9 protein-coding genes are annotated in these 15,427 nt (G+C 73.0%); 4 read left to right on the top strand and 5 right to left on the bottom strand.

Annotation, left to right across the window (positions count from 1 at the left end):
- Positions 1–19: 19 nt before the first annotated feature.
- On the top strand, positions 20–2,911 hold the full coding sequence (locus ACZ63F_RS30770) for a glycoside hydrolase family 2 TIM barrel-domain containing protein (protein WP_469715839.1): 2,892 nt from the start codon (positions 20–22) through the stop codon (positions 2,909–2,911).
- Positions 2,912–2,923: 12 nt separating this feature from the next.
- Here ACZ63F_RS30770 and ACZ63F_RS30765 read toward each other — a convergent pair whose 3' ends face one another.
- The 3 genes from ACZ63F_RS30765 to ACZ63F_RS30755 form a co-directional block, all read right to left on the bottom strand.
- The gene (locus tag ACZ63F_RS30765; protein WP_469715837.1) at positions 2,924–4,786 is read right to left on the bottom strand and encodes a glycosyltransferase family 39 protein; all 1,863 of its coding nucleotides are present in this window, start codon (positions 4,784–4,786) and stop codon (positions 2,924–2,926) included.
- Between the two features lie 175 nt (positions 4,787–4,961).
- Entirely contained in the window at positions 4,962–6,779 is a 1,818-nt protein-coding gene (locus ACZ63F_RS30760; protein ID WP_469715835.1) for a bifunctional sugar phosphate isomerase/epimerase/4-hydroxyphenylpyruvate dioxygenase family protein, read from the bottom strand.
- Positions 6,780–6,860: 81 nt separating this feature from the next.
- Positions 6,861–7,742 (bottom strand): shikimate dehydrogenase, encoded by an 882-nt coding sequence (locus ACZ63F_RS30755; protein ID WP_469715833.1) that lies wholly within the window; start codon positions 7,740–7,742, stop codon positions 6,861–6,863.
- Between the two features lie 173 nt (positions 7,743–7,915).
- Here ACZ63F_RS30755 and ACZ63F_RS30750 point away from each other — a divergent pair, with 173 nt between their 5' ends.
- From ACZ63F_RS30750 to ACZ63F_RS30740, 3 genes are all read left to right on the top strand, one after another.
- The gene (locus ACZ63F_RS30750; protein WP_469715831.1) at positions 7,916–8,581 is read left to right on the top strand and encodes a TetR family transcriptional regulator; all 666 of its coding nucleotides are present in this window, start codon (positions 7,916–7,918) and stop codon (positions 8,579–8,581) included.
- 231 nt (positions 8,582–8,812) lie between these two features.
- On the top strand, positions 8,813–10,174 hold the full coding sequence (locus ACZ63F_RS30745; RefSeq protein ID WP_469715829.1) for an MFS transporter: 1,362 nt from the start codon (positions 8,813–8,815) through the stop codon (positions 10,172–10,174).
- Positions 10,175–10,373: 199 nt separating this feature from the next.
- A complete protein-coding gene (locus ACZ63F_RS30740; RefSeq protein WP_469715827.1) occupies positions 10,374–11,375 on the top strand; it encodes an acyl-CoA desaturase in 1,002 nt (333 codons plus the stop codon).
- A gap of 20 nt (positions 11,376–11,395) precedes the next feature.
- On the opposite strand, the gene ACZ63F_RS30735 is transcribed toward ACZ63F_RS30740, so the two are convergent.
- A complete protein-coding gene (locus ACZ63F_RS30735) occupies positions 11,396–13,582 on the bottom strand; it encodes a glycosyltransferase family protein (RefSeq protein ID WP_469715825.1) in 2,187 nt (728 codons plus the stop codon).
- The gene (locus ACZ63F_RS30730) at positions 13,579–15,396 is read right to left on the bottom strand and encodes a hypothetical protein (RefSeq protein ID WP_469715823.1); all 1,818 of its coding nucleotides are present in this window, start codon (positions 15,394–15,396) and stop codon (positions 13,579–13,581) included. The genes ACZ63F_RS30735 and ACZ63F_RS30730 overlap by 4 nt, the downstream gene beginning before the upstream one ends.
- Between the last annotated feature and the right edge of the window lie 31 nt (positions 15,397–15,427).

Here is a 15,427-nt window from a genome sequence, read left to right as displayed (position 1 = left end):
TCGAAAGACCTGGAGACCGATGTCTTTCCGCTCTGCCACGGCTGTCGGCTACGTCGAGGACGTCTCGCCGGGCTCCGGGGCCCTGCCGCCCCGCGCCTGGTACCCCGCGTCGGACGCCGCGTCCTACTCCCTGAACGGCAGTTGGCGTTTCCGGCTGTCGCCGACGGCGGACGCGGAGGACGACGCGTTCGCCGCGCCGGGGTACAACGCCGGCGGCTGGGCGGAGGTGCCGGTCCCGGGGCACTGGGTGCTCCAGGGGCACGGCGCGCCGATCTACACGAACCACCTCTACCCGTTCCCGGTCGATCCGCCGAGGGTCCCGACCGAGAACCCCACCGGTGACCACCTGCGGTTCTTCGACCTGCCGGACGGGTGGGACCCGGCCGACGGCGGGGTCGTGCTGCGGTTCGACGGCGTCGAGTCCTGCGCCCGGGTGTGGGTGAACGGCACGGAGGTCGGCGAGTTCAAGGGCTCGCGGCTGCCGCACGAGTTCGCGGTCGGGCATCTGCTCAGGCCGGCCGGCAACGTGCTCGCCGTCCGCGTCCACCAGTGGTCGGCCGGGTCCTACCTGGAGGACCAGGACCAGTGGTGGCTGCCCGGCATCTTCCGGGACGTGACCCTGCTGCACCGCCCGGCCGGCAGCGTCCACGACTTCTTCGTGCACGCCTCCTACGACCACGTCGGCGGCGTGGGCACGCTGCGCGTCGACTCCGACGTGCCCGGCAGGGTCACCGTCCCGGAGCTGGGTGTCGACGTCGCCACCGGTGAACCGGTCACCGTCCCGGTCGAGGCGTGGACGGCCGAGACCCCGCGGCTGTACGACGGTGTGCTGGCCACCGAGGGCGAGCGGGTGCCGTTGCGGATCGGCTTCCGGACCGTCCTCCTGGAGGACGGGCTGATCAAGGTCAACGGCACGGCGGTCCTCTTCAAGGGCGTCAACCGGCACGAGTGGCATCCCCGGAAGGGCCGCGCCCTCGACCTGGAGACCATGCGCGCGGACGTGCTGCTGATGAAGCGGCACAACATCAACGCCGTCCGCACCTCCCACTACCCGCCGCACCCCGCGTTCCTCGACCTGTGCGACGAGTACGGCCTGTGGGTGATCGACGAGTGCGATCTGGAGACCCACGGCTTCACCGAGCAGGCCTGGCGGGACAACCCCGTCGACGACGACCGCTGGACCCCGGCACTGCTGGACCGGGCGGCCCGGATGGTCGAGCGCGACAAGAACCACCCCTCGGTGGTGATCTGGTCCCTGGGCAACGAGGCCGGCACCGGGCGGGGCCTGACCGCGATGGCCGAGTGGATCCACGGCCGGGACGCGTCGCGGCTCGTGCACTACGAGGGTGACATCGACTGCCGTGACACCGACGTCTACTCACGGATGTACGCCGACCACGCCGAGGTCGAGCGGATCGGCCGGAGACTGGACGGCGGCACCCATCGGCGTCGTCAACTGCCCTTCATCCTCTGCGAGTACGGGCACGCGATGGGCAACGGCCCCGGTGGCCTCACCGACTACCAGCGGATCTTCGAGTCGTACGACCGGCTGCAGGGCGGCTTCATCTGGGAGTGGATCGACCACGGCATCGAGGACGAGCGGTACGGCTACGCGTACGGCGGTGACTTCGGCGAGGAGTTGCACGACGGGAACTTCGTCTGCGACGGACTGGTCTTCCCGGACCGCGAGCCCTCTCCCGGACTGGTGGAGTACAAGAAGGTGATCGAGCCCGTCCGCATCGACGGCGACGGCACGGACGGCACCGTACGCGTCACCAACAGGTACGACTTCGCCGATCTGTCCGCGCTGGACTTCGAGTGGTCGTACCAGGTCGGCGGGGAGAGTGTGGCGTCGGGCTCGTTGGCCGTACCGCCGCTGGCGGCCGGTGAGTCGGCGGAGGTGAAGCTGCCGGAGCCGCCGGCGGCCGTCGGCAGCGGCGAGACGCAGTGGACGGTGCGGGCGGTGCTGGCGGCGGACACCGGCTGGGGGCCGCGCGGGCACGTGGTCGCCTGGGGCCAGTTCCCGGTCTCGGGGCGGCAGGTGCCGCCCTTCGCCACGTCCGCGGGACCCGTGGTCTCCGGCGACGGGTCGGTCAGCCTCGGCCCGGCCGTCTTCGACGCCCGCAGCGGGGCGCTGCGGAGCATCGGATCGGTGGCGGTGACCGGACTGCGGCTGGACGTGTGGCGGGCGACGACCGACAACGACGACGGTGCCGCCTGGCAGAGCGACATCCGCTACGGCACGCTGTGGCGGAAGTTCGGCCTGCACCGGATGCGGCACCGGCTGGACGCGGTGGAGCCGTCCGCCGACGCCCTGACCGTGCGCACCCGGGTGGCGCCCGCCGCCTGGGAGTTCGGGCTGGCGACCGAGTACCGCTGGACCACGGACGGCAGCCGCCTCCGGCTCACCGTCTCCGTGACCCCGGACGGCGACTGGACGGTGCCGCTGCCCCGGCTCGGCGTCCGCTTCGGACTGGCGGCCGCGGACCGGGTGCAGTGGTTCGGCGGCGGGCCCGGCGAGGCGTATCCGGACACCAGGGCCGCCTCGCTGGTGGGCCGTTGGCAGTCGACGGTGGACGAGATGCAGACGCCGTATCTCCGTCCGCAGGAGAACGGGGCCCGCGCGGACGTCCGTTGGGCGGAGCTCGGCGGACTGCGCGTCGAGGGCGACCCGGAGTTCTGGTTCACGGCCCGCCGCTGGACCACCGAACAGCTGGACGCGGCCGCGCACCGCAGCGACCTCACCCCCGGCACCGCATCCGACGGCGGCTCCGCCGCGGGCGTGTGGGTCAACCTGGACCACGGCCAGCACGGCATCGGCTCGCAGTCCTGCGGGCCGGGTGTCCTGCCGCAGTACCAGCTCCACGCCGGACCGGCCGAGTTCTCCTTCGTGTTCTCGGCCATCGGCTGATCCGGCGCACGCTCACCCTCCGTGGCCCGGTCCGCAGCGGTACAGGGTGTAGGCCGCGACGCGCACCGGCGCGCAGTGGCCGATGGCCCAGCGGACCAGAGCCCGGCCCGGGGTCCGCGCGCCCCGGGCGCGGTGGCCGAGGTCGGCCGCGGAGAGCAGGACGTAGTGGAGCCGTCCGGTGTCGATCAGGTGGTGGAAGGTGCCGGGCGCGGGGTAGGGCACACGGGCGGTGAAGCCGCCGAGCGGGAGGATGGCCGCGTTGTCCGAGAGGATGTACGGCGCCGCCATCTGCCAGCGGGGTACCGCGGCCAGGTAGCGGGCGCCGTCGCGGTGGGCGGTGAGGTAGGCGAGGACGCGCCGCTGGGCCGGGTTCAGCGCGGCGGCGCCGTTACGGGTGGCGATGCTGCCGGGGCCGATCCGGCCGAACCCGCCGGGCTGGTTGTAGCTCAGCGAGGTCGCGGACACCGACCAGACCGTGGGGACGACCAGGACCGCGGCAAGGGCGACCGCCAGGGCGGTCCGGCGCGGACGTGACCGGCCGACGGCGAAGAGGACCAGCGCCGGCAGGCCGAGGACCGCGGCGACACCGACCGACCAGGTGAAGAAGCGCGGGTAGTACAGGGTGAGGGCCGCGCACCAGCCGACGTTGACGGCGAGGACCGCGCACAGCACGCTCCGGTGGCGCACCCGGGTCACGGCCGTCGCGGCCAGGGCCGACAGGCCGACCGCCACCACGCCCATGTAGTAGGTGTGCCCGGTCACGCTGCCGAAGCTGAAGACGAGGAAGAACGTCACCAGCCAGCCGCCCCACAGCAGGTAGCCGGCCAGGAAGGGATCGGTGCGCCCCGGGCGGCGGCGCCACAGGCCGTACAGCCCGGCGGCCAGGCCCAGCGCCGCCAGCGGGTACAGCCAGCCCGTCTGGCTGGCCAGTCCGGGGCTGAACATCTTCCAGACGCTCTCCCCCATCCCCGCCCGGGCCCTGCCGTGCGCCTGGCCGGCGACGATGCTCCCGGTGCCGGCCGCGTCGACGCCCAGCGCCTGGAAGCGGGTCAGGAAGTTGTAGCCGACGACCAGGGCGACCGGCGAGTTGTCGGTCGTGCCGTCGAGGTAGGGGCGGGCGGCGGCAGGGGTGAGACCGGCGGCCAGCATCCAGGACAGGGACACCGCGAGCATGACCGCCCCGGACACGGCGAGGTCCCGGATGCGGCGGCGCAGCGTGGCCGGAGCGGCCACCAGGTAGGTCACGGCCAGCGCGGGCAGCACCGCCCAGGCCTCCAGCATCTTGCACTGGAAGGCCACCCCGACCCAGACACCCGCCAGGACGAGGGTGCGCAGACGCGCACGGGCGGTGGCCCGCTGGGTGGCCTCGGCGGCCAGCAGCAACAGCAGGACGAACGGCGCGTCCTCGGTGACCGAGCGGCCGAGGCCCACGGTCACCGGGGTGAGCGTGAGGAAGGCGGCGGCCAGCAGCCCGGCCGGTACGCCGGCCCAGCGCCGTACCACGACGTGGAGCAGGACCACCGAGGCCACGCCCTCCAGGGCCTGCGGGACCACCAGGGACCAGGGATGGAAGCCGAGGACCAGCGCCGACAGGGCCTGCGGCCACAGGAAGCCGGGCAGCTTGTCCAGGGTGATGGAGTTGCCCGGGTCGAAGGAGCCGTAGAGGAAGGCGACCGGGTTGTCGGTCATGCTGCGGACCGCACTCGCGTAGAAGGTGTGGTAGGCGCTGTGCCAGATGCCCCAGAAGTCGAGCAGCGCGGCGACGGTGGCGATGCAGGCGAGGATCGGGCGTTCGTAGCGCCGGGTACGGCTCCGCGCCGGGGGTGGCGGCTCCTCGACACGGTCGAGTGGGTCGGCGCTGACAGGGCTCGGCATCGCGGACGGCCTCCAGGACTCCCGTTATCCGGGACTTCCAGAACGCCCCGGAGTGCTACGGCCTGTAGGACGACCGGATTCCGGCGAACGTCACGTCCGGGTTGTCAAGGAACATTCAGGATGTTCGTGAGTACCGGTCATGGAGGCCGTAAGAATCCTGCGCCCTGCCCGTTTCTCACCGCCGGGCGTGCTGGGCGGCGAGGCGCACCGGGGCGTTCTGGGCGCCGTATCCGCGGTATCCGGGATCCCGCTCGACCAGTTCGAAGAACACCCGGCCGACCGTCCGCGTGTAGCAGTGCCGGAAGACACCGCCCGCGTCCCGGTCGTAGAGGATGCCGAGGTCGCGGTACGTGTCCAGCTCGCCGTCGGCGAGTTCGTACCGGGCGGCGAGGTCGTCGTGGTAGTTGGCGGGGATGGGCAGCAGGCCCCCGCCCGCCGCCCGGAAGGCACGGGCGGCGGCGACCACGTCCGGGACGGCCAGGGCGATGTGCTGGGCGTGCAGGGTGTCGTCGGCCGGGGCCGCGCCGACCCCGAGGACGATCCGGACGCTGCCGTCGCCGTTGGTGACGGCGCGGGAGCGCAGCAGCCCGTAGGGGTCGGCGACATCGACGCTCTCCTCGGGGTGCAGGCCGAGGACGCTGCGGTGGAAGAGGGTCGCCTCGTCGTACTGGTGCCAGGGCTGGGTGAGCGCGAGGTGGTCGATGCGCGCCCCGGCCGAGCCCGGTTCGTGCGGCACCGCGGCGAAGTCGGCGCGCCAGTCGGGGAGTTCCGGGTCACGGCCCAAGGCGCAGAAGAACAGTTCGGTGCCGTCGGGGGCGGCGACCGCGTCGAGCGGGGCGTCCTGCGGAGCCCGGCGGTGGGGCAGCAGGGGGGCGAGCAGGGCCTCGGCCCGGCGGGCGGCCGCCCGCGGGTCCGGTGACTCCAGGCCGATCGCGGCGAGGCGGGTGCCGTCGATGGGGGTCCCCCCGCTCGAGCGAAGCCGAGAGTGGGGGAGGGCGGCGGGACCGGTGTTGACCAGGATCCGGGCCTCGCCCTGCTCCCACAGGTCGACGGGCTTGCTCCGATGACGCGCGGTCCGGGCGAAGCCGAGCGCCGCGAGCAGTGCCGAGACGGGTTCGGCGTCCGGCGTGACGAGTTCCGCGAAGGCGACTCCCGTCGGCACGACCGGCGCTGGCAACTTCCCCATCCCGACGGCCTCTTGCAGCACCAGCAGTGAACGCTGCGCGTCGACGGCGGTCGGCCCGGCCTCGGCCTGCCGGAAGACGTCGTTGAAGACTTCGAGGGAGAGCGGCCCGTCGTACCCGGCGCGCAGCACGTGCCGCACGAGCCCGGCGACGTCGAACCCGCCCTGTCCGGGGAAGCACCGGTAGTGCCGGCTCCACTGGAGCACGTCCATCGCGAGCATCGGGGCATCGGCCAGCTGGAGGAAGAAGATCTTCGCGCCGGGGATGTCCTCGATGCCCTTGGGGTCGGACCCCCGGGAGAGGATGTGGAAGCTGTCGAGACAGGTGCCCAGGGCGGGGTGGCCGGCCGCCTCGACGATCCGCCAGGCGTGGTCGTACGTGCTGACGTGCCGCCCCCAGGCGAGCGCCTCGTAGGCGACGCGGATGCCGAAGTCCTGCGCCAGGTCGGCGAGCCGGGCCAGCTGGGAGGCGGCGAGATCATCGTCGTCGATCGCGAGCGGCGAGACGGACGAGCAGACGAGGACGGTGCCGGCGCCCAGTTCCCGCATGAGCTCGAACTTGTGCCGGGCGCGGCGCAGATTGCGTGCGAACTCGCCGTCGGGGACGGCTTCGATGTCCCGCATCGGCTGGTAGAGGTCGACGGTCAGCCCGAGGTCGGCACACCGGGCGCGGATCTCCCGGGGAGACAGCGGACTGGCGAGCAGGTCGTTCTCGAAGATCTCCACGCCGTCGAACCCGGCCCGGGAGGCGGCGGTGAGCTTCTCGGTGAGCGACCCACTGAGCGAGACGGTAGCGATGGAAGTACGCATGAACCTTTTCCTCACGTGCACTACAGCGCCCCGTCAGGGGCGCGGGGAACTGCGCGACCGGCCACAACGGACCGGCACCCGTCACACGACCTGCCCCGTCGGCCTCTCCCCCAACTCCGCGATGTCGGCAAGCATCCGGCCACTGTCCGGCTCCCTCCCCGTGAACAGACGGAACGCATCCGCGGCCTGGAACACGGCCATCCCACCCCCGTCCAGCACGGCACACCCCAACGCCCGTGCGGTACGGACCAGTTCGGTCTCCAGTGGCCGGTACACGACCTCGGCCACCCACAGCCCGGGATGCAGCAACTCCGCAGGTACCGGCATCCCCGGATGCGCGGCCATCCCGGTGGGCGTCGCATGGACGAGCCCGTCCGCACCAGCCAGCAACTCCGGCAGCCGCTCCAGACCCGCGGACACCGCGCGGCCCGCCCCGAACCGCCCGCACAGCTGCTCGGCCAACCCGGCCGCCCGGTCGGCGAGCGCGTCCACGAGCGTGACCCGCTCGGCCCCCAGCGTGAGCGTCGCATGCGCGACGGCGGCCCCGGCGCCCCCGGCACCGAGCTGTACGACGCTCTCCAGCGGCGCGTCCCGCAGGCCGCGTGCGAACGACGCCGCGAACCCGGTCACGTCCGTGTTGTGGCCGACGGCCCTCCCGCCGGCCTCGAAGACCACCGTGTTGACGGCACCGAGCGCCTCGGCCTGCGGGGCGAGTGCGTCCAGGTGCTCGATGACCAGCTGCTTGCAGGGGTGCGTGATGTTGAGCCCGTCGAAGCCGAGATCACGGGCCGCCCGCACCAGCCGCCCCACGGCCTCCGGCCGAACGCCGGCCACGTCGATGTCGATCAGCCGGTACAGGTACCGCAGCCCCTGCCGGTCCGCCTCGCGCTGGTGCAGGGCGGGGCTGAGCGACGGGCCGATGCCGGAACCGATCAGTCCGACGAGATACGAGTCCTTGGCCACGCGGCCCTCCAGTGCGGCATCACGAACGCTAATGTACGAACTAGTACGTTAGCTATAACACCGGAGGCCGCCGCGAGGGAAGACCTCGCCGGCAACACCTCCGTCCCGGGCTTCTACAATCTCCGCACCGGCCTCCCCCGCGAAGGAACCCGACAGGAACCCGAAGGAACCCGATGACCAGCGTCGACGAACCGGCACAGACCAACGGGCGGCTCCGTGACGCCGTCCGCACCCGGGCCGAGATCCTCGACGTGGCCACCCAGGAGTTCGCCCGGGCCGGCTACGACGGGGCTCGCGTCGACGAGATCGCGGCCCGCACCCGCACCACGAAGCGGATGATCTACTACTACTTCGGCGGCAAGGAGCAGCTGTTCACGGCGGTCCTGGAGCGCGCGTACGGCGTGATCCGCGAGGCCGAGCAGCAGCTGGACGTCGAGCACCTGGACCCGGTCGCGGCGATCCGCCGGCTCGCCGAGCTGACCTTCGACCACCACGAGCAGCACCCGGACTTCATCCGCCTGGTCAGCATCGAGAACATCCACGGCGCCGAGCACATCGCGGCCTCCGAGAAGCTCGGCAGGATCGGCTCGCCCGCCCTGGAGGTGATCCGCCGGATCCTGGCCGCCGGGCAGGAGTCCGGCCTGTTCACGGCCGACGTGGACGCCGTCGACCTGCACGCGATGATCAGCTCGTTCTGCTTCTTCCGGGTGTCGAACCGGGCCACCTTCGGCGCCCTCTTCGGCCGCGACCTGGTGGACCCGGCGCAACGCGCGCACTACCGGACCATGCTCGGCGACATGGTGATCGCCTACCTCACCGCGGAGCGCGCGGCGGACTGACCGCGCCGGGCGGCGGACACCCGGCGGGGACCGGGCACGACCGAACGGGACCGGCACGGCCTCTTGACACCGGGGAAACGCGAGCGCAACATCCGTACCCATCGCGACTAACTACCCAGTGGGTTAATTAGCACTCCGCCCCTGGCCCGCCGACCCCGTCATCCCTGGGAACCGGCCTTCTCCCCCGCCGCTCACTCCGCCTACGTTGGAGTTCCCCGAAGGAGCACCGCCGTGTCCGTCCCCGCCCAGCCCGCCGCCACCGCCGTACCACCCGGTGGCCAGCCGAGGAAGGCCGCCCTGGCCGCCTGGATCGGCAGCGCCCTGGAGTACTACGACTTCTTCATCTACGGCAGCGCGGCCGCGCTGATCTTCCCCAAGGTCTTCTTCGACGAGTCGGACCCGGCCAACGCCACCCTGCTGTCGCTGGCCACGTTCGGGGTGGCCTACGCGGCCCGCCCGGTCGGCGCGCTGTTCCTCGGGCACTTCGGGGACCGGATCGGCCGCAAGAAGGTCATGGTCTTCACGCTGCTGCTGATGGGCCTGTCGACGTTCCTGATCGGCTGTCTGCCGACCCGCGCCCAGGTGGGCGGGTCGGCGCCGGTGCTGCTTGTGCTGTGCCGGGTGCTGCAGGGCATATCGGCGGCCGGAGAGCAGGCCGGCGCCAGCTCCATGAGCCTCGAACACGCGCCGCCGGACCGGCGGGGCTTCTTCACCAGCTTCACGCTCGGCGGCACCCAGGGCGGCCAGCTGATCGCCACCCTGGTCTTCATCGCGGTCTCCCAGCTGCCCGAGGACCAGCTGATGTCGTGGGGCTGGCGGGTGCCGTTCTGGCTGAGTGTCCTGGTGGCCGTGGTCGGCTGGTTCATCCGGCGCAGGCTCCAGGAGACCCCGGCCTTCGCCGAGCAGGCGGCGACCGAGGGGGTCGTACGGCTGCCGCTGGTGACGCTGCTGCGGTACCACTGGGCGGACGTGCTGCGGGTGATCGGGGGCGCGCTGATCGCCTCGGTGAGCACGATCTTCACGGTGTGGGCGCTGGCGTACGCGACCAGCGACTCGGTCGGGATGCCGAAGACGTCGATGCTGTGGGTGGGTGCGCTGGCGAACCTGGTGGCGCTGGGCGCGATCCCGGCGTGGGCGACGCTGTCGGACCGGATCGGCCGGCGGCCCGTGTACCTGGTCGGCGCGGTGGGCAGCGCGGTGGCGATGTTCGGCTACCTGTGGGCGGTCTCCACCGGCTCGTACCCGCTGATCATGCTCCTCGGGATCGTCGCCTTCGGTGTCGTCTACAGCGCGGCGAACGGTGTCTGGCCGTCCTTCTACGGCGAGATGTTCTCGACCCGGGTGCGGCTGTCGGGCATGGCGATCGGCACCCAGATCGGGTTCGCGGTGGCCGGGTTCGCGGTGACCTTCGCGGCGCGGATCGCGGGGCCGGGCGGCGACGACTGGTCGGCGGTGGCGCTGTTCACGGCCGCACTGTGCGTGCCGCCGGTGATCGCCGTGCTGTCCGCCCGCGAGACCCACACGGTGGCGACGGAGGACCTCGGGTCCCGCACCTCCCGCGAGGCGTCCCGGCCGGAGACCGTGACGGCCTGAGCCCCCGGCCGGGCAGCCGGCACGCGTCCGCCCGGGCCGACGGCGCCCGGGCGGACCGTCGCCGTCCCCACAAAGGAGATTTGGTCCCATGCCGTTCACACCCTGGACATGAGCGATGACCTGCGGGGATGCCCTTCGGTGCGACCGTGGGGCGTAGGCGGCACCGTGTCCGACATCCTTGAACAACGGCGGGGAACCGATGAACCCGAGCACAGCTGACCGTCCCGAACAGACCGTCACCGAAGGCGACGCCGACACCGCGGCCGGAGTCAGGCCGCTCCTGGACGCCCCGCAGAACGCCGCGGCGGGCGTCGCGATGTGGATCTTCGTGGTCGGCCCGCTGATCTGCCTGGTCGTCGCGGTGCCGCTGCTGTGGGGGCGGGGCCTGTCGGCGCTGGACGTCACCATGGCCGTGATCGCCTACCTGGTGTCCGGCTTCGGCCTCACCGTCGGCTACCACCGGCTCTTCACGCACCGCTCGTTCAAGGCGAAGCGGGGGCTGCGCATCGCGCTCGCCGTCGCGGGGTCGCTGGGGGTCGAGGGCTCGCCGGTGCAGTGGGTGGCGAACCACCGCCGTCACCACGCCTTCGCCGACCGCGAGGGCGACCCGCACTCGCCCTGGCGCTTCGGAACCGACACGCGCGCGCTGCTCAAGGGGCTGCTCCACGCGCACATCGGCTGGATGCTCAAGCGCGAGCTGAGCAACCGGGCCAGGTTCGCGCCCGACATCGACGCCGACCGCGACCTGCGCCTGATCGGGCGGCTCTTCGGTCCGCTGACCGTCGTCTCGCTCCTGGCCCCCGCACTGGTCGGCGGGCTGGTCACCGGCGCCTGGACCGGTGCGCTGACCGGGTTCTTCTGGGCCGGCGTGATGCGGATGGCCCTGCTGCACCACGTCACCTGGTCGGTGAACTCGGTCTGCCACGTCGCGGGCAAGCGCCCGTTCGCCGCCCGGGACAAGGCCACCAACTTCTGGCCGCTGGCCCTGCTGTCCTTCGGTGAGAGCTGGCACAACTCCCATCACGCCGACCCCACCGGCGCACGCCACGGTGTGCTGCCGGGCCAGCTGGACCCGTCGGCACGCCTGATCCGCATCTTCGAGAAGCTCGGCTGGGCCCACGACGTCCGCTGGCCGACCCCCGACCGCCTCACCGCCCGCCTCCTCCCCGAACCGACGGGCAGGCAGGGGTCGGCGGCCTGACGCCTCGGCCGGTGTGTGTCTCACCCTGACACCAGCAGCTCCGTCCAGTCCTTCGCCACCCGCTCCAGGGAGAAACCCTCGCGCACCTGTTCGCGGGCCGTCGCGCCGGCGGACTGCCAGTCGTCCTGGTCGGCGAGGGCCGCGATGGCGTCCGCCATCGCCTCGGGGGTGTCGTGGATCCAGCGGCGGTCGTAGATCTCGTCCGCGCCCGGCCACGGCAGCAGGGCGGGTACGGCGCCGGAGGCCATGCCCTCGGCCGGGGAGAGGTGGAAGCTCTCGTCGTCGCTGGTGGACAGCACGTGGCCGACGCGGCGCAGCCAGTTGGGGACGTCGGGGCCGAACTGGTCGAAGACGACGGCTCCTTCGAGGAGCGGTGAGGTCTGCATGCGGCGCAGGATCGCGTCGTAGTGCGCGCGTTCCTCGGGCTTGTTCCAGATCCACCAGTACTCCCACGGCGGCTTGGACTTGACCGAGAGGTGCCAGCGCCGGTCGCGGGCGCGGAGTGCTTCGAGGACGTCGAGGCCGAGGTCGAGGCGTTTGCGGCTGGGGGCGATGCCGATCATGCCGAGCCGGTGGCGGGCGCCGGGTGCCTTGGGCCGGTCGAGCTGGTCGACGTCGACCCAGTTGCCGATCGTGGTGATCTTCGCGGCGGGCCAGCCGGTGCGCTCCCGGGTGGCGCGGGCGTAGTAGGGGCTGACGCACACCACCCGGTCGACGTTGTCGATGTCGACCTGGCGCGGGTATCCGGCGTCGAGTTCGAAGCGGTGCAGGCGCACGATCAGCCGGCTGCCGCGCCGCTTGTGGCGGCTGTACCAGATGGCCGCCGGGCCGCACCACTCGACGACCATGACGTCGGCCCAGGCGGCGAGTTCGCGGCCGGCGGCCGCGTCGTGCTGGGCGAGCGCGGGCCAGGCGTCGATCCGTACGTCGAGACCGGGCAGCGCGCGGAGGTGGTCGAGGAGGCGGGTGAGGAACTTCAGGTCGTGGCCGGCGACGCCGACCCGCAGCGGGCGGGCCCGGCCGGCGACGGCGGCGGGTGCGGCGGGGAAGGCGCGGTCGAGGTGGCCGCGCCAGCGGGCCGCCGCGGCCTCCATGGTGTACTCCCGGGCGGCCGCGGCGCACCGGTCGGCGGCGAGGTGCCGAGCCGCGGTGTCGCGTACGGCTAGAGAGACGGCGTCCGCCGCGTCCGTGAGGGTGGCGGTGCCCGGTACGAACAGGGGGTAGTCGGCGCCGAGCAGAGCCTCGTGGGCGGGGGTGCGGTTGAGTACGACGGGCAGGCCGAGCGAGCCGAACTCCAGGACCTTGGTGGAGAGTTCGAGGCTGGCGTCGAGGGAGGCGTCGCGCCAGCCGAGGCCGAGGTCGCAGTCGGCGGCCAGGCGCATGGCCTCCTCGCGCGGCACGCCGCCGTGGTGGACGACCTCGGGGGTGGTGCGCAGGGCCTCGGCCATGGCGGTGTCGAAACCGGGATGGGCCGCGTCCTTGTGGATCTTGTCGCCGACGGCGTGCAGTTCGGTCCTGATGCCGCGTTCGGCGAGCATCGCGGGCAGCCGCGTCATGGGCAGGGTGTTCCAGCGGGGCGCGAACTTGCCGGTGTAGACGAGGCGTACCGGATCGTGCAGGCCGCCCCGGGCCGGGACCGGGAAGCCGGGCTCGGGCACCGCGGGCGGACAGAGCACGGACCGCCCGCAGGCCTCCGGCACCCAGGCCTCCAGGAAGCAGCGCAACTCCTCGGTCTGACACAGGAGTTGCGCACAGGCGGCGGCGATGCGGGCGAGGTCGGCGCGGGCCTCCTCGGTCATGTCGGCCGCGGACTGCGGGATGTCGGTGAGGTAGGCCCAGATCCGGCCGTCGAAGGCGCCGTCGCCGACGATCTGCTTGACCAGCCGGCGGCCGCGCAGCACCAGCAGGTCGCAGGGCTCCTCCGCGTCCAGCCGGGCCAGCAGCTGCGACGCCTGGAAGGGCGAGAGCGGGTGCGCGCCCTGGCCGGGGACGAGGTGTTCCTCGTACGGCCGCACCACGGTGACCCCGGGCAGGCCGGCGAGGGGATCGGTCAGCCGGCCCGTCTCGACCGGTGCCTTGAGGACGAGGCGGGTCCGGCAGCCCGCGCGGGACAGTGCCTGGACCGTCGACTGGGCCCACACGGCGGAGCCGTCGATGAGGTTGAGGTCCACGTCGCCGTAGACGAGCGCCCTCAGGGTGCGGGTCATGACGGTTCCTTTCCACGCACGGCGAACAGGCGGTGCCCGGCGCGCGACCAGCTGTCCGGCGGGGTGCCGGAGTCCAGCAGGGACCGGCGCACGAGCAGCGGCTTCAGGGCCGGTACGAAGACGTAGTCGTCGGCTGCGGGGGTGTGGCCCACCGCGTCGGCGCCCGAGAACTCCTGGGCGCAGAGCAGGTCGAGCAGGAGGGTGTCCGGGCGGTCCTCGGTCAGGTCCGTCCAGTCCGCGACCCAGGGTGCGGTGGGCGGTCCGGCGTGCACGGCGACCGAGGCGGCGGTGAGTTCGCCGAGGGCGAGGCCCGCCGGCTCGGCGACGATCACCTCGGCCGGCCGGTGCAGCTGGCCGAGCGCCTGGGCGACGAGCCGGGCCACGTCGGTGGCGTCCCGGGGCGCGGCGAGGACGGCGATCCTTCGTTCGGCGAGCGGGTCGGGGCCGCCGGTGAGGGCGGCGAGCCGGGCCAGCCGGACGCGGGTGCTGTCCTGGAGGAAGACGTCCCGGAGCCGGTCCCGGCCGTCGGTGACCGGGTCGAGGCGGCACAGCGCCGTCCCGGTGTCGCCGTCGAGGACGGTGTCCCAGGGCAGCAGGGTCAGGCCGGGGGCGGAGGACGCCGGGCCGTCCCGCCACAGCACCGCGGTACGGCCCAGCCCCCTTGCCTGTGACACCAGTTCGGCGAGGCGCCGGTCCAGGTCGGGGGCGAGTCCGGTGCCGGTGAGCGACCAGGGTCCTTCCTGGGCCGCGCAGGCGCTCAGCTGGACGAGGAAGACGTCCGGGTCGGTGCGCTCGACCAGCAGCCGTCCGTCGTGCGGCAGCACCCGGCTGACCACGGCGTCCGCCGCGAAGTCCCGGGCGGTCCCGTCGGTGAGCACGCCGGTGATCACCAGCCGGTCGCGGGGCGCCACGGACAGGGCGCGGTGGGCGAGGTGGAAGCGGTCGTCGGCCTGCGGCTCCGGCGCGGGGACGGTGGCCGGGGTACGGAGACCGGTCGGGCGGCCGCCCTTGGCCTTCCGCTGCCGCCAGAGCCCGTACAGCTCGCCCGGCAGCCGGGCCGCACGGCGCTTCGGCGACCGGGCCGCCGACACCAGGGCCTTGCCGATCCGCAGCGAGGTGGAGCCCTCCAGCATGGCCACCCGCGCCTCCAGCACGCCGGCCCGCTCCCGGGCCCGGCGCAGCGCGGTGGAGAGCTGGTCCTTGTCCCGGACGGCGGCGGCGAGCCGTTCGGCGAGGCCGTCCGCGCGGGCGGTCTCCAGGGCGCGGGCGGTCTCCTCGGCGGCCCGCTCCAGGTCGATCAGGCGGGCCCGCTGGGAGCGGGAGACGAAGTCGGCGAGGACGTACTCGTCGGCGATCCGGAGGGCGGTGGCGAAGCCGTCGGCCGGGAGCGGGTGGCCGAACCAGTCGTGCGGCGGCAGGAGTTCCTCGGTGCAGGCGAAGACCGCACCGGAGTGCAGGTGGGTGTAGCCGAGGGAGGCCGCGTGCAGCACCTGGCAGCGGTGGGCCACCAGGGAGTCGAGGAGCCGGTGGTAGGGCAGCTCGGTGCCGGGGTGGCCGAAGACGATCAGGCCGCGGCCGCCGGGCCGCATCCGTTCCAGTGCGGCGAGGCAGTCCGCCTCGGCGCCGTGCAGGGCGAGGTCGGGGCCGTAGCAGAGGAGCATCAGCTCCCCTTCGCCGACGGGTTCCTGGTGCCGCCGCAGCTCGACGCCGGGCGGCAGGTGCAGGTAGTGGTCCAGCCGCAGGCCGCCGCTCGTCGCGTCCACGACCGAGGTGACGTCGTCCAGGTGCGGGTGGAGCAGATCGGTCAGACGCATCGGCGGGTCCTTGGGAAGACATCGGTCGGGC

The organism is Streptomyces sp. NPDC104761, from assembly GCF_055583445.1.
Note: the sequence above shows the minus strand (reverse complement) of the source record. Positions and strands in the feature narration are given on the sequence as shown.

Bases quoted from the DNA above. Each gene is read 5' to 3' on its own strand.
- ACZ63F_RS30770 (WP_469715839.1), top strand. From the start codon at position 20: ATGTCTTTCCGCTCTGCCACGGCTGTCGGCTACGTCGAGGACGTCTCG.
- ACZ63F_RS30765 (WP_469715837.1), bottom strand. From the start codon at position 4,786: ATGCCGAGCCCTGTCAGCGCCGACCCACTCGACCGTGTCGAGGAGCCG.
- ACZ63F_RS30760 (WP_469715835.1), bottom strand. From the start codon at position 6,779: ATGCGTACTTCCATCGCTACCGTCTCGCTCAGTGGGTCGCTCACCGAG.
- ACZ63F_RS30750 (WP_469715831.1), top strand. From the start codon at position 7,916: ATGACCAGCGTCGACGAACCGGCACAGACCAACGGGCGGCTCCGTGAC.
- ACZ63F_RS30740 (WP_469715827.1), top strand. From the start codon at position 10,374: ATGAACCCGAGCACAGCTGACCGTCCCGAACAGACCGTCACCGAAGGC.
- ACZ63F_RS30735 (WP_469715825.1), bottom strand. From the start codon at position 13,582: ATGACCCGCACCCTGAGGGCGCTCGTCTACGGCGACGTGGACCTCAAC.
- ACZ63F_RS30730 (WP_469715823.1), bottom strand. From the start codon at position 15,396: ATGCGTCTGACCGATCTGCTCCACCCGCACCTGGACGACGTCACCTCG.